Source organism: Peribacillus sp. NPDC076916, from assembly GCF_050269675.1.
Taxonomy (GTDB): Bacteria; Bacillota; Bacilli; order Bacillales; family DSM-1321; genus Peribacillus; species Peribacillus aracenensis.
On the sequence record NZ_JBNNIU010000001.1, the window covers coordinates 208,739 to 222,616 of the forward strand.

At 42.0% G+C, this 13,878-nt stretch carries 13 protein-coding genes; 1 reads left to right on the forward strand and 12 read right to left on the reverse strand.

The window, feature by feature from the left end; translation table 11 throughout:
• Positions 1-46: 46 nt before the first annotated feature.
• The 9 genes from ACQKFG_RS01020 to ACQKFG_RS01060 form a co-directional block, all read right to left on the reverse strand.
• Positions 47-1,519, reverse strand: a complete 1,473-nt coding sequence (locus ACQKFG_RS01020) for a UDP-N-acetylmuramoyl-L-alanyl-D-glutamate--2,6-diaminopimelate ligase (protein WP_192203962.1) — start codon at positions 1,517-1,519, stop codon at positions 47-49.
• A gap of 158 nt (positions 1,520-1,677) precedes the next feature.
• Positions 1,678-3,600: a stage V sporulation protein D gene (locus ACQKFG_RS01025; protein ID WP_427555555.1), complete on the reverse strand. Its 1,923-nt coding sequence runs from the start codon at positions 3,598-3,600 to the stop codon at positions 1,678-1,680.
• Between the two features lie 116 nt (positions 3,601-3,716).
• A complete protein-coding gene (locus tag ACQKFG_RS01030; protein WP_427555558.1) occupies positions 3,717-5,873 on the reverse strand; it encodes a penicillin-binding transpeptidase domain-containing protein in 2,157 nt (718 codons plus the stop codon).
• A gap of 2 nt (positions 5,874-5,875) precedes the next feature.
• Entirely contained in the window at positions 5,876-6,232 is a 357-nt protein-coding gene (gene ftsL / locus ACQKFG_RS01035) for a cell division protein FtsL (protein ID WP_427555561.1), read from the reverse strand.
• Positions 6,233-6,265: 33 nt separating this feature from the next.
• Entirely contained in the window at positions 6,266-7,198 is a 933-nt protein-coding gene (gene rsmH / locus ACQKFG_RS01040) for a 16S rRNA (cytosine(1402)-N(4))-methyltransferase RsmH (protein WP_034313911.1), read from the reverse strand.
• A 53-nt stretch (positions 7,199-7,251) separates the two neighbouring features.
• Positions 7,252-7,683, reverse strand: coding sequence for a division/cell wall cluster transcriptional repressor MraZ (gene mraZ, locus ACQKFG_RS01045; RefSeq protein WP_034313914.1), 432 nt, complete (start codon positions 7,681-7,683; stop codon positions 7,252-7,254).
• A 343-nt stretch (positions 7,684-8,026) separates the two neighbouring features.
• Positions 8,027-9,655, reverse strand: coding sequence for a bacillithiol biosynthesis cysteine-adding enzyme BshC (bshC, locus tag ACQKFG_RS01050; RefSeq protein WP_427555564.1), 1,629 nt, complete (start codon positions 9,653-9,655; stop codon positions 8,027-8,029).
• A gap of 109 nt (positions 9,656-9,764) precedes the next feature.
• Entirely contained in the window at positions 9,765-10,157 is a 393-nt protein-coding gene (locus ACQKFG_RS01055; RefSeq protein WP_192203958.1) for a DUF3397 domain-containing protein, read from the reverse strand.
• A gap of 4 nt (positions 10,158-10,161) precedes the next feature.
• Positions 10,162-11,046 carry a 2-dehydropantoate 2-reductase gene (locus ACQKFG_RS01060; RefSeq protein ID WP_192203957.1) on the reverse strand — a complete coding sequence of 295 codons (885 nt, stop codon included), beginning with the start codon at positions 11,044-11,046 and terminating at the stop codon, positions 10,162-10,164.
• Between the two features lie 465 nt (positions 11,047-11,511).
• Between ACQKFG_RS01060 and ACQKFG_RS01065 the strand changes: the two genes are divergently transcribed.
• Positions 11,512-12,000 (forward strand): N-acetyltransferase, encoded by a 489-nt coding sequence (locus ACQKFG_RS01065; protein ID WP_192203956.1) that lies wholly within the window; start codon positions 11,512-11,514, stop codon positions 11,998-12,000.
• Positions 12,001-12,044: 44 nt separating this feature from the next.
• On the opposite strand, the gene ACQKFG_RS01070 is transcribed toward ACQKFG_RS01065, so the two are convergent.
• From ACQKFG_RS01070 to rpmF, 3 genes are all read right to left on the reverse strand, one after another.
• Entirely contained in the window at positions 12,045-12,665 is a 621-nt protein-coding gene (locus ACQKFG_RS01070; RefSeq protein WP_192203955.1) for an RsfA family transcriptional regulator, read from the reverse strand.
• Positions 12,666-12,743: 78 nt separating this feature from the next.
• Positions 12,744-13,508 carry an enoyl-CoA hydratase/isomerase family protein gene (locus ACQKFG_RS01075; protein WP_192203954.1) on the reverse strand — a complete coding sequence of 255 codons (765 nt, stop codon included), beginning with the start codon at positions 13,506-13,508 and terminating at the stop codon, positions 12,744-12,746.
• Between the two features lie 148 nt (positions 13,509-13,656).
• A complete protein-coding gene (gene rpmF / locus ACQKFG_RS01080) occupies positions 13,657-13,830 on the reverse strand; it encodes a 50S ribosomal protein L32 (RefSeq protein ID WP_034313929.1) in 174 nt (57 codons plus the stop codon).
• Positions 13,831-13,878: the final 48 nt, after the last annotated feature.

Sequence of the window (13,878 nt, forward strand, 5' to 3'; positions counted from 1 at the left end):
CTTGATGTCTTTTCTTATTTTTCGCAAAGGCAATTTCAGCTTTGGTTCAAACTGAACCCAGACGACTTTGAATCGCCTTTTCCGCTTCTTCACGGTCATCGAAGTGAAGCACTTCGTCACCGACCAATTGATAGGTTTCATGACCTTTTCCGGCTATTAATATAACGTCGCCCTCTTCCGCCTTGGTAACAGCGTAAGCTATCGCCTGCCTGCGATCTTCAATAACGGTATATTCTTTGCCTGCTACACCAGCTTCCATATCCCGGAGGATCTGGGCAGCATCTTCACTGCGCGGATTATCCGAAGTGAAGATCGGGTCAGTCGCCAAGCTGCATGCAATTTCGGCCATGATGGGACGCTTTGTCTTGTCGCGGTCCCCGCCGCAGCCCACTATCACGAAAATTTTCTTTCTGGCAAACTCGCCAACAGTCTTTAGAACATTTTCTAAACTGTCCGGAGTATGGGCATAGTCAACAATGACAGCGAAGTCCTGATTCGCTGTAATGAGCTCAAAACGGCCTGCAACACCTTTTATATCCTCGATGGATCTAATTGTCTCATCTAGATCGTTACCGGCGCACAAAGCAGCTGAGATTGCTGAGAGCACATTATAAACACTGAATTTACCAATTAGCTTCAGCTGAATGTAACGCTCTTCTTTACCTGCTGTCAAGGTGAACGATGTGCCATTTGCATCAATTTGTATATCCTTGGCCCTGATATCTGCTTCTTTGTCTATGCCGTATGTTACGACTGTAGCAGCAGTCGCTTTAATGAAATCAGCTGTTGCCTCATCATCGGCATTAAGCACAGCATATTTAGGACGATTTTCTATGTAAGCATTGCCTAGCTGTGAGAAAAATAAGGATTTTGCCTGCCTGTATCTGTCCATGGTTTTATGAAAATCCAAATGATCCTGTGTGAGATTCGTAAAGACGGCAATATCATAATCACAGCCATGGACGCGTCCAAGCTCAAGTGCATGCGATGAGACTTCCATAATCGCAGTGGTAACGGATGCTTCGGCCATTTCATGAAAAGCCTTCTGCAGCGTAACGCTATCTGGCGTCGTATTCTTAGTTTCATATACCGTATCGGCAATTTTTGTATACATCGTGCCAATCAAGCCTGTTTTTTCTTGCCGATCCTCGAAAATCTTTTCCAATAAGTGACTGGTCGTCGTCTTTCCATTCGTACCTGTAATTCCGATCAAGCGCATCTTTTGAGTTGGATGGCCATAGAATGCATCGGCAAGCACCGCCATCGCCCTGCTCGAATCCCTGACTACGATCACGGGAACATCGAGGTCAAGCGGCCTTTCGGCAATGACTGCTGCAGCTCCATGTTCTACAGCAAGTCGGGCAAAATCATGACCATCGACTGTATAACCTTTTATACAAACAAATAAACTTCCGTCTATGACTTTACGGTTATCATTTTCAATGGAGGTGATTTCAGGATTTTCTCCTTCATACGTAAATAAGGAGTGTAAATAAGATAGTAATTTGTGAAGCTTCATTTTTCCATCCCTCTCAACTTAATTTGAGGATTCATTATATGTGATTAGCCTTGGCTTGTCGAGAAACCAATTTCAATTATACGGGGTTATCCCGACTCCGTAAACAAAGCGGCTGATGATTCTTCAGCCGCTTTAACTATTCATATATTATATTATACTTATTCTGTATTTTCGCCAAGATAAATTCTTATTGTGGAGCCTTGTTTTACTTTAACACCTGGATCGGGGGCTTGATTTATGACTTTATCCCCATTTCCGGCAATATCCAGCTTAAGATCGATGAGCTGGGTTTGCAACTCTTTTTTGCTGATACCCACAACGTCAGGTACCTCGACCATGACCGGATCTGTCCAGACCGTTTCCTTCTCAATCTGGTTTTTCCTTGGCTTGACGCCCATGGCCCTAAGTGAATCCTCCATGATATTCCCAACGATCGGTGCGGCAACGACCCCGCCGAACTGTACCGTTCCTTTAGGATTGTCCACAGCTATATAAACGACGATTTGCGGATCATCCGCTGGAGCGACCCCAATGAATGAGAGAATATAATTATTTTCAAGGTATCTGCCATTTTCAGCTTTTTGGGCTGTACCCGTTTTCCCGCCGACTCGGTACGACTCCACGAATGCTCCTTTACCGCTACCTTGGGCGACAACGGATTCAAGTGCTTCACGGACTTTCTTAGAGGTCGCTTCTGAAATCACTTTTTTCTTCGCCTGTGGGGTCTTTCGCATCAGTACTTCCCCATTTTTTGGATTAACAAGTTCCTTCGCGATATAAGGTGTATACAAAGTTCCGCCATTCACAGCCGCCGATACCGCTGTCACCTGCTGAATGGGCGTTACGGCTACACCTTGTCCAAACGCTGTCGTTGCCTGCTCAACCGGACCCACTTGATTCATGTTGAACATGATTCCTTTTCCTTCTCCGGTTAAATCAATCCCTGTCTTTTGCCCAAACCCGAAATCATTTATATATTTAAACAGCTTGTCTTTACCAAGCCGGTTTCCTAATTCTACAAAACCAGGGTTACATGAGTTCTCGACGACTTCAAGAAAAGTCTGGTCCCCATGACCTCCTCTTTTCCAGCAATGCAGTGTAGACCCTGACACTTCCACATGTCCGGAATCGTAAAAATGTTCCTTTTGTAAGTCGACCTTCCCTTCCTCAAGCGCCGCAGCAAGCGTGATGATCTTAAAAGTCGAACCTGGTTCATATACACTCCAAACGGGTAAATTACGGTTATATACTTCTGAAGGTACATTTTGGAAGTTGGCCGGATCGAAGGTTGGCCTGCTTGACATTGCCAATATTTCCCCTGTATTCGGGTCCATCGCAATGGCAATTATACCATCGGGATCATATGTCGCCTCCGCATTATCGAGCTCCCTCTCCACAATTGTCTGGATTTTACTATCGATGGTTAGCTTCAAGTTATCACCATCAACAGGGGGCTTATAGTCATCGGCCATATTTTCAAGTCTTTTCCCTTTAGCATCGGAGTAAAATTTTACGAATCCCTTTTCCCCGCTTAGCTCCTTATCATATGACAATTCAATACCCATCAACCCTTGATTGTCAGAGCCAGTAAAGCCAAGAACATGCGAAAGGTATTCACCAAATGGATAATGGCGCTTTGAATCCTCAGCGATGTAAACGCCCTTTATCCCTAATGCTTTAATTTCCTTCGCTTTTTCATGAGATATCTTTCTGCCTTCCGGAATTCTGACGCTCATCGCCTGTTTCGTTAACCATTGATAAGCCTTTTCCTTTGTCATATCCAATATTGAAGCAAGCTGTTCCGCCGTCTCCCCAGGATTCTCAATCTGTCTTGGGATGACATAGACTGTTGGTGCAGATATATTCGTTGCCAGCTCAACACCGTTCCGATCCAGAATTTCTCCTCGTTTGGCTTCAAAAGGAATATTCCTGCTCCAGGAATCTTTAGCCAGCCCCGTCAACTTATCCCCTAGATAAAACTGTACAATTCCCAATCGGATATCAATGATAAAAAAAACAACGATCCCGATCGCCAATGCGATTGCCAGCCGTTTTCGGACAGTAACATTCGAAACACGCAAAAACAGGCACCTCCATTTCATACATGCTTCAATATATGCTTGTCTACTCGATGCTAGACTACAAACTTTGTTTGAAAGAATTAAAGAGGGGATCCATTTGGATCCCCTCTTTATCTTCACTCTGTTTTCCCTTTTGTCGGTATATCTTCACCAGCCCCCTCAGGCTGGGATAATTCAATATTGAATGTCTCTCCTTCCTTTACTTCTTTCCCAGGCTCAAGACTTTGTTTACTCACATATCCAGTACCTTCAGTTTTTAGATCCAGTTTTGCGACCTTAGCCAATTTCATAACATCGCGCAGGGACCATCCCTTCATATCAGGAACTTTCATTTCGCCTTCCGTCCTGAGGATTACCTTTTCACCCTGTAAGAGTACGCTCCCCGCTTTTGGGGATTGATCGAGCACTTTACGTCCACTACCTATCGTACTTACATCATAGCCAAGTTCCTTCAGTTCTTTGACAGCTGAACTCTCGGTTTGATTCGCATAGTCCACGATTTTATTTGCTTTTTGTTTTTTCACCTCAGAAGGTTTTATGTTTAGATATTGCAGGCTATTTTGCATGACAGGATTAAATATCTCTGACAATGGATCAGCCCCAACATAAGATACACCTAACTTCGGCTGCTTGACCGCCACATACATGACCAACTGCGGATCATCTTTTGGAGCCATGCCTAGAAAGGAGAACACATAGTTATTTTTCCCTTCTAAATATCTACCTGTCGGACCCGCAATTTGTGCTGTACCGGTTTTCCCCGCTACTTCATATCCTTCAATGGCATATTTTTTCCCTGTTCCTTTTTTCGCGGAAATTACCGTTTCCAAATAATCACGTACTTGTTTTGCAGTTTCTGCCGAAATCGGTTGCCCTGTAACTTTCGGCTTAGTTGTTTTCAGAATTTTCCCCGTATCCTGATCGGAAATGCTTTTTATCACATACGGCCGCATCATTTTCCCGTCATTGGCTATTGCGGATGCAGCTTGGATTTGTTGAATCGGTGTAACGGTCGAACCCTGTCCAAATGCAGTGGTAACTTTTTCAAGCTTATACTTGTATTGAATTTTTCCAGTTATCTCGTTTGGCAGGTCAATTCCCGTTTTTTTATCAAATCCGAACTTAGTCAAATACTCACGGAAAGTATCCGCTCCTATCTTATCCATTGCAAGAGTAGCAAAAGCGACGTTGGAGGAACGTTGAACCCCTTCAAGAAAGGTCATGCTCTTCCCTCTTTCGATTCCGCTATGATCTCCGATTTTCCCTGATCCGGCTTTGTAGGTTCCAGCGACAAAGGTTTCATTCGGATTAAAGACCCCTTCCTCAACAGCCGCGGCAAGGGTGAATGTTTTCATGGTTGATCCCGGTTCGAAGGTTTCTTCAATAGCCAGGTTCCGCCAAGTATCCGTAAGACCGACTTTCGTTGTCGGATGGAAGGTAGGCCTTTGCCCCATCGCCACGATTTCCCCCGTTTTCGGATTAGAGACAATCGCTATGATTTGTTCAGGATCGTATTTTTCCTGCACTTTGCTCATCGAGTCTTCCAGGAATGTTTGTATTTTCTTGTCGATGGTAAGCATGACATCATTGCCATTATCCGGAGCAACAACCTTTTCTTCCTTATCAGGTAAGAGGAAGCCCCATGAGTCACTGTCATATGTCAGCTTCCCATCCGTTTCCTGCAATTCTTTATTGAGGTACCTTTCGATGCCGAATTTACCAGCCATTTCTCCCGTTTTTTCATCCTTTTCTACATAGCCAATCAGATGGGAAGCGAAAATCCCATTAGGATAAAAACGTTTATTGGTCCTTCCGAATGTAATTCCCGGCAGTTCCAATTTTTCTATTTTCTGCTTTGTGACCTGAGTCAAATCCTTGCCGGCACTGCCAAACTCCACCTGGTATGCCTTTTTTTTCGTAAGTCTTTCATAGATGTCCTGTTCATCCATATCGATATATTTAGCAAGCTTATTCGCAGTCATTTCCGGATCCTTGACATGCTCCGGCTCCTTTTCACTGAGTACCGCCCTTAAGATATAGGAGGAAGTATCCTCGGCGATGACTTCACCTTTAGTATCGAGTATGCTTCCCCTTTTTGCTTCTATGACCTGTTTTTTTTCATATTTCTTGTCGATTTTTGAAGCCAGTACCTCCCCGCCTGCTGTACCTGTCACCTGTATATACAAAAAGCGGCAGATTAACACAAAAAAGAGCAGGCCGAATAAGAAGAATAATCCGGCTGCCCCATGCTTCATATTTTTTTGTTTCTGCATTATCACTGCACACCCTTCACATTATTCTCATTTAACTTGAACCCTAGCGCTGCAGCTTTTTTCCAAATTCTTTCGTATGTACTAAGTTCAGCAACCTGCACTTTCAAATCATCATTCACTTTACCCTGTTCTTCAATCGACGTTTCCACTAGCTGGATTTCTTTATTCGTTTCATAGATGGCCGCTTGATTAGAGACTATTTTCACTCCCATAAAGGTAACCATGACAGCAAGGGCACATAGTAAGAAAACTTCACCAATGGATATCTTCGCTTTACGGATGACCACTGTTTGGTGCGTCTGTTGCTGCTGTTGGTCTTCATATTGCTGTTCTTGTATTTTTTTGGCTATGGAACTCATTCATGTTCCCCCTCTACTGATTTTTTTCTGTGATTATTGCTTTTCGGCGATTCTTAGCTTAGCCGACCGGGAACGATTATTCCCTTCCAATTCTTCTTCTGATGGCAAAATCGGTTTTCTCGTAATTATTTTCATAGTTGGTTTGAATTCATCCGGGATAACTGGAAGTCCAGGCGGAAGGTCCGGCATGCTGCTGGCTTTTTTAAATACCGTTTTACAAATTCTATCTTCTAGTGAATGGAATGTAATGACAGATATTCTTCCTTCTTTATCCAAAAGCGATATGGCTTGCTCCAAGGAATCTTCAAAGACACCAAGTTCGTCATTCACAGCGATTCTTATTGCTTGGAACACTCGTTTCGCAGGATGTCCGCCTTTACGTCTTGCCGGAGCTGGTATTCCATCCTTAATTAACTCCACAAGCTCGAAGGTCGTTTCAATCGGTTTTATTTCACGTGCCGCTTCAATTTTCCTGGCAATTTGTTTCGAAAACTTTTCTTCGCCATATTGGAAGAAAATTCTAAGCAAATCATGGAATGACCAAGTATTCACGACATCATAGGCAGAAATGGCAGCACTTTGGTCCATCCTCATATCCAAAGGTGCATCATGGTTATAGCTGAAACCACGTTCTGGTGTATCCAATTGTGGGGATGAAACACCCAAATCATATAGGATCCCGTCCACTTTCTCGATTCCGCGGGCATTCAACTCTTCTTTTAAGTATTTAAAATTATTAGGAACAAGAACAATACGTTCGCCATAGCTTTCCAATTTTTCCTTAGCATTCCGAATCGCCGTTTCGTCCTGATCAAAAGCATAAAGCCTACCCTTGTCAGAGAGCTGTGAAAGTAAGTATTCGCTGTGACCGGCTCCTCCTAAAGTACAATCCACATAAATTCCATCAGGTTTGATGTTCAATCCATCAACCGTCTCTTTTAATAACACTGTTGTATGTTGAAACATGTTAGACATCCTTCCAATCGGTTATTGAGTGACCCTATTTTCTGGGGGCAGCCTTAAATATCAAAGCCAATCATATTTTCTGCTATCTCAGCGAAAGAATCCTCAGAAGCTGAAAAATAGTTTTCCCAAAGGGATTTGCTCCAAATCTCAATACGATTGGTAACACCAAGAATTACACATTCTTTTTCCAATTGGCCATATGAAGTAAGCGGCGTGGGGATATTAATTCGCCCTTGTTTATCAATTTCGCATTCTGTAGCTGCAGAAAAGAAAAAACGGGTAAAGGCTCGGGCATCTTTTTTTGTTAAGGGCAGGGCTTTCAGCTTTTCTTCAAGCAGCTTCCACTCTTCCATAGGGTAACCAAATAAACATTGATCGAGTCCGCGGGTAAGGACAAATTGCTCCCCGAGATTTTCCCTGAATTTCACTGGGACTATCAAACGGCCCTTTATATCGATGTTATGATGGTACTCTCCCATGAACATACCCAATACCCCCACATTCTAATCTCAATGTACCACATTCCCCCACCTTTCTCCACTTGTTTTTACTTTCTCCTTCCAAGTAAAAATTCCCTTCTTTTCTACTTAAGTTTATTTAGCCAAATTATTTACATAAACATGCACTTCCCTCGAATGGACTCAGACTAAGACGCAGCCCCACAATTCCTGTCGAAGATACTACCTGACAAGTGCCCAGGAAACAGAAAAAAAGACAGGCTTTAGCACCTGTCTTTTTTACATTTTTAATCCATCCGGCGGGATTGGTTTGTGGCAACCTTATTCAAAATGATATGTCCGCCACTTTTACCCAAAACGGATGGTTTTTCTAAATGAAAATCAATTTATGATGATTATTGAACCGGTATTCCAGTTTCATCATATCCCGTACGAACTCTGGCCCGTATTGATTCAAGTAATAAAACACATTCCAAATCCTCTCCTGGGGTGATCCAAGAGGGTACAGTGAATTTGTGATCCGTTCATATTTTTTCAATGTGACCGAATGCCGTTCCTTTGTACGGTCACCGATTTTGCCATACATGAAATTCAATTGCTTTTGTATGAATTCAATGTTTTTATTCAACATCGGCTCAAGTGCTCTATCTAAAGAGACAGCGTGGGCAAATAGCTTTTCATGGTTCTCTTCAAGCTGTGATTTCAGTGTCCCGAACAGGGTGTCAATCGTCTCATCTTTCACCGAATCAAGGTAACTTTTCACAGCATTAGCGGTTCCTTCAGTCAGAACAGTTTCCAAACTGAGTTCCATTTCTTCAAGGTCGCTATGGATACTGCGCTCTACCAGCGTGATGTTTAACCTAGGAATGATTGGGGGCATCTTCATGGAAAACAACTCAAATGCCTTTTTTAATTCTGCCCAATAAGCTATTTCCCCTGGTCCAGAAACGAAAGCCAATACAGGGAAAAGCATTTCCTGCATGAGCGGGCGTGTAATGACATTGTTGCTTAATCGTTCCGGATGATTTTTGGCAATCTGCAAGAGTTCCTCCCCGGTAAATGATACCTCACCGTTTTTACCGCTGAAACCGCCTTCTACACGTTCGAGTAAACATCGATCTTTTTTTTCTGGATCATAATAAAATAAATTAGCTGCCCGATTATCCATTTCAATCATTTTTGCATACCCTTTCGCATGCATGAATGATTGCTGTTCCTCGACCACTTCAGCAATCCGTCCACTTTCATTGATCATCGATTCAAAGTATGCCTTCTCCATTCGCCTTAACTCCGGATCTCCGGCATCAACTAGTAAAAGGCCATATTCTTTGAACCATTCATGAATCAGTCTGGCAAAGAAATCGACGAAAGTATTCGATTGCTTAATGGTTTCCTTCATATCAATCAGGAGTTTATTCGTAAAGGCCGTTTCTCCATAAGTTTCAATGATTTCCTCAAACCACTTCTCAGCCTTATCCGTTTCCAGCTCTACATCAGAAACCATTGTTTTATAAGGCTGATAGGAAGGATAGGTTTTCTTATCGGGTTTACCGTTTTTCATAACATAAACATGATTGACTTCAGCCAAATCATGATCTTCTCCAGCTATCCAAAAAACTGGAATGACTGGCTGCCCCAGTTCTTTTTCCTGTTCTTCCGCAAGCTTAATGATCGAAATCACTTTATGAATGGTATACAGCGGCCCTGATAATAACCCAGCCTGCTGTCCTCCAATCACCACAACGGAATCATCCTTGCGCAACCTTTCAATATTCGCCTTAACTGCCTCACTGATTGCAAAACGAGACATGTATTGTTGTATGTAATCCGACAATTCATCACGTAAAAAAGAGCGGTTCATCAATTCATTATATCTATTGAGATAAATGTCAGGCTTAGACAAGTCATAGTGAAAATAATCCTCCGTTTCAAGACGGTTTTGTAAATAGTCCGATGCAAAACGGTTTAAAGATGGTAACGCGAGATCTTTCATCTCCATTTCTGTTCTCCCTTTCTCTGCAACTACAATTCTTTTTAGAGTATAACATTCCGGTTTAAGAAAACAAAAGAAGTTGCCCAGCAGCAGAAAATTGATGCGATGTTCTATGTTATGTAGTAAATATCTTCGTAATACTTGTTATTATTCCAATGGAAAATAATAGAAGGTAAGCTACAAAAAAGAAGGCGAAGTTCACTCTCCAAAAACCCTTTAATACCTTATGAAAAATGATTTCTTCTTTTACCTTGTAATGGACAAGGACCACCACGAATGCGTTGATGATCATGATCAGCATGATCACCCAAAGAATTTGCTTATCCCAAATCGTAATGATCAAATAATGGACGGATAATACGAACAGCAGCGTACTCATGTCCATAGCAAATTGAACGGAGCGCCTATGGTTTCCAGTAAATTGTTTGGCACTGATAAAAAAAAGTAAATACCCTACGAATGGCAAGGTAATAAATATCGCGGCAAGGCTCGAAACTACGTACGGCACATTCTCATCCCCCCTGAGACTCTTTTCCTTTGACCATCTTATATAGAGAAGATGTCAGGCAATCACTTTTCCCTTTACTCTTTGCCTCCGAGAGGATATGACCCAAAATAGCATCAATTTCCGTTTTGCGGCCATTTTCTATATCTTTTAGCATTGAAGATCGATTTTCTGCAGTTGACATACAAACGGATTTCACATGTTCAAATGACTCATCCTTATTATGAACCTCCAAAATACTGGAGATTTCCCCAAAAAGTTCTCGAAATAATTGGTAATAGTAGGGGTTAGTGATTAAACCGCCATTTTCCACACCAAGTATCGCCGTTAACGGGTTTATCACTGCATTAACGACAAGCTTATCGATCAGCATCGAGTGAAAATTCTCACTCTTCGCAAAAGGAAAATGGTCGATCCTTTCATTCACTAACGATAGTTGCTCAAGTTCCCCTTTAAAGGAAGCGACCCTTGTAATGCCGTGCCCAGTATGCTCCACGGTATTCCCGTCATGTTTCATTGCCCCATGCTCCACTACCCCCACATATATGGTCGGGGATTGAAGCTGCTTTAAATAAGAAATATGCCCATAGCCATTCTGCAAGAATAGCATTGGAACCTGAATACCTTTGATCCTAGGCAATATTTGCGGCAGGTGATATTGCTTGACGGCCAATATTAGAAGCTCCACATCCGATATCCCATCATCCAGGCCCTTGGAAATGATGCCTGTCAGCAGCCTGCTTTCACCATCCGTAATAAGACGGATTCCTTCACGTTGGATGATGGACGCCTGATCCGCAGTATGAGTATAAAGTGTCACACCATGTTTTTCACTTAAATGAGACGCAAAAAGCAGCCCTATGGCCCCTCCCCCAATGATTCCAATTCTCATAGTACCCTTCCTTACTTTTTGAAATATATTCCCTATTTTATCACATTATCTTTTTTATCCTGCATCAATTTTCCCATCGCCGGAAAACACAGCACACCTATTTGATTGAAATTGAACTGCCATTAACAATGGCTCGTCATAAAATACCAATGGAAAGAACGATTAATACGCCATTGAAGATATATTTTCTTCTTTAAGCGTTAATTTAATGGTATATTAGATACGAAAAGCTTAGCCATTTTGAATACTTTTAGGGTACAAAAGATAACTCCAAACTCAACCCACGGGAAATTTAAGGGAAAAGGACGGGGATAAAAGGCTATAAGCATTTAGACAGCTAGGATTAGTCGATGTTGTCATACTAGATTTGACCTAAGCTGGAATTCCACATGGTAAGGATCAGTGGGATGACTTTCAAAGGGTACTATCGGAAGAGGTTTATCAGAATTAAGGGGGAGCTTTTTTATGGAATACAAGGTGGAACGATTACTTGTAAATTTTAAAACGCTTGAGGAATTCAAAAAATTCAAAGAATACGGGATACAGGAACTGTCAATGCTAGATGATTTAGAAGGTAACATCATCGAAAATGACAGCCAATCACCTTTTTACGGAATCTTTTATGGCGACAAACTTGTAGCACGCATGAGCCTGTATAAAAGAAGCGCTAAATTCGACGAATATTTTGACAAGTCTAGGGACTTCCTTGTTCTTTGGAAACTTGAAGTCCTGCCTAACTATCAGAAAAAAGGTTATGGAAGAGCTTTGGTCGAATTCGCCAAAAGCCTGAACATGCCTATCAAAACCAATCCAAGAGTTCATTCACAAGACTTTTGGAAAAAGATGGGTTTTTCTGCTGTTTCCTATGATTTGGACAGGGACCTTGGAGAAAACCCGCTGATTTGGAGCCCATTTGACATACAAGATAATAAAGAAATAGATACACAAGAATAAGGAAGCACCAAGAAAATGCGGGCGGATTTTCCCACCCGCATTTTTTATTTATTGACCCTTTCCAGATTACCATTCTTATCCATTTGAAAACTCACCTTCGGATTAGTCTTTTCGTCCTCTTGTACACTAAGTTTTCTTGCGCGCTCCATAATCTGCATTAACGCACGGTAATCTTCCTCAACAGCTCTCAGGTTTTCTTTAAGCAATTCATTTTCTTCCAACAACCGGACATTTTCCCGTTCAAGAAATAGGGACCGCTCAGAAATCCGTTCTTTTTCCTTATTATCAAGCTGAAAGAATTCATCCATTTTAGTTAAATATAATATAACTTCCTGAAGGGTAATAGATTCTTTATCTTCATGCTCGGGCGCTTTTTCTCCAACCGTGACATTCTCCACCGCTGCAACCGAATCCCTTTCCATTTCAGGATTATCGACTACCTGTTCTTTCCTTTGTTTTTTCGCCAGCTCTATCCCTGACTTATATTGCTTCCTTACAAATGAATTCCAACGGAACCCACAAGCGGCAGATGTCCTCGATAACTGTTTCCCCACTTCTTCAAACGCCTTTAATTGTGTACTGCCTTCTCGTATATGCCTCAGTACCACTTCAGCCAACAACAGATCCTCATCATGAGTCCATGCATCTTGTCTCGCAATCGTCATCTCTCTACCTCCCAGCAAGTTTTAATTCATAATATGCACCTGCTAGGAAAGATAGAAGATATATAGAGCGTGTAATATTTATTTTTTCTTTTTTAAAAAGCGATCGACCGCAGCATGATGCTCATCACTTGCCCACAGTTTAGCACATTCCCGGATTTCCGCGTCCATTCTTCCTTTAAGCCCGCTACCCTGCCATTTACGGACCAGCAATCGTTTATAGGCCATCAATACCCCTATCTCATGGCTGAGAAAATCTTCTGCGAACCTTTCCCATCCTTCCGTACCTTCTCCGACTATCTCATCTACGAAACCAAATTCCTTTGCTTCCTCAGCTTTATGTATTTTTGCATCCAATAATAGCTTTAGCGCTGTTTGCTCTGGTATTTTTTCAAGTAAAAGTGAAGCACCGCCCCAGCCTGTCGTTATTCCCAGGGTACCTTGCACAAACCCTAGCTTGACTTCGCTCTTTGCTAATCTGAAATCACAAGCTGTCGCTATTTCGCATCCACCGCCGAAAGCACTTCCATTGATGAGCGCTATTGTTGGTTTTGGGAAAACTGCTAGTTTATACAGAATTTCACCCATTTTCGATAACATAGCAAAGGCCTCTTCTTCTGTGTGCAAATCCTGAAATTCCCTTAGATCCCCGCCTGAACAGAATGCCTCAGATCCCGCCCCTGTCAGGACTAGCAACTTAACTTCATCATCGAATGCAGCTTCTGACAATATCGACTCAAGTTCGTCCATCAATTGATAATTCACGGCATTCCTTTTCTCCGGTCTATTAAATAAGAGCTTCATGAAACCGCGTTTATCCTTTTCAACTTCAATCACCTGATCCATGTAAACACCTTCTCCAAAATCATCGGCAAACACAAATGATTCAAAATATTCTGCCAAATATATTTGTAAAAAAAGCACAGAGAAAAATCCCTGCGCTTTGATTAGCGTGTTGCATCAAGAAAGCAAAGCTCTCAAGTAGGTCAAGAAATTATTTTGCGACAACTTCTTTTCCTTTATATGTTCCACATTCTTTACAAACGTGATGTGAAAGAGTCATTCCACCACAGCTCGGGCATTCTACCATACCAGGTACTTGAAGCTTGAAGTGCGTACGACGTTTTCTTTTTACAGTTTTCGACGTTCTTCTAAAAGGTACAGCCATTATTCCCACCTCCTTAAAAAATATAAAAAAGCTGGAAAAATCGGATTA

What these genes read in the sequence shown, in the direction of transcription:
- ACQKFG_RS01020 (WP_192203962.1), bottom strand. Translation starts at nt 1,519, where the DNA reads ATGAAGCTTCACAAATTACTATCTTATTTACACTCCTTATTTACGTAT.
- ACQKFG_RS01030 (WP_427555558.1), bottom strand. Translation starts at nt 5,873, where the DNA reads ATGCAGAAACAAAAAAATATGAAGCATGGGGCAGCCGGATTATTCTTC.
- ftsL (WP_427555561.1), bottom strand. Translation starts at nt 6,232, where the DNA reads ATGAGTTCCATAGCCAAAAAAATACAAGAACAGCAATATGAAGACCAA.
- rsmH (WP_034313911.1), bottom strand. Translation starts at nt 7,198, where the DNA reads ATGTTTCAACATACAACAGTGTTATTAAAAGAGACGGTTGATGGATTG.
- mraZ (WP_034313914.1), bottom strand. Translation starts at nt 7,683, where the DNA reads ATGTTCATGGGAGAGTACCATCATAACATCGATATAAAGGGCCGTTTG.
- bshC (WP_427555564.1), bottom strand. Translation starts at nt 9,655, where the DNA reads ATGGAGATGAAAGATCTCGCGTTACCATCTTTAAACCGTTTTGCATCG.
- ACQKFG_RS01060 (WP_192203957.1), bottom strand. Translation starts at nt 11,046, where the DNA reads ATGAGAATTGGAATCATTGGGGGAGGGGCCATAGGGCTGCTTTTTGCG.
- ACQKFG_RS01065 (WP_192203956.1), top strand. Translation starts at nt 11,512, where the DNA reads ATGGAATACAAGGTGGAACGATTACTTGTAAATTTTAAAACGCTTGAG.
- ACQKFG_RS01070 (WP_192203955.1), bottom strand. Translation starts at nt 12,665, where the DNA reads ATGACGATTGCGAGACAAGATGCATGGACTCATGATGAGGATCTGTTG.
- ACQKFG_RS01075 (WP_192203954.1), bottom strand. Translation starts at nt 13,508, where the DNA reads ATGGATCAGGTGATTGAAGTTGAAAAGGATAAACGCGGTTTCATGAAG.
- rpmF (WP_034313929.1), bottom strand. Translation starts at nt 13,830, where the DNA reads ATGGCTGTACCTTTTAGAAGAACGTCGAAAACTGTAAAAAGAAAACGT.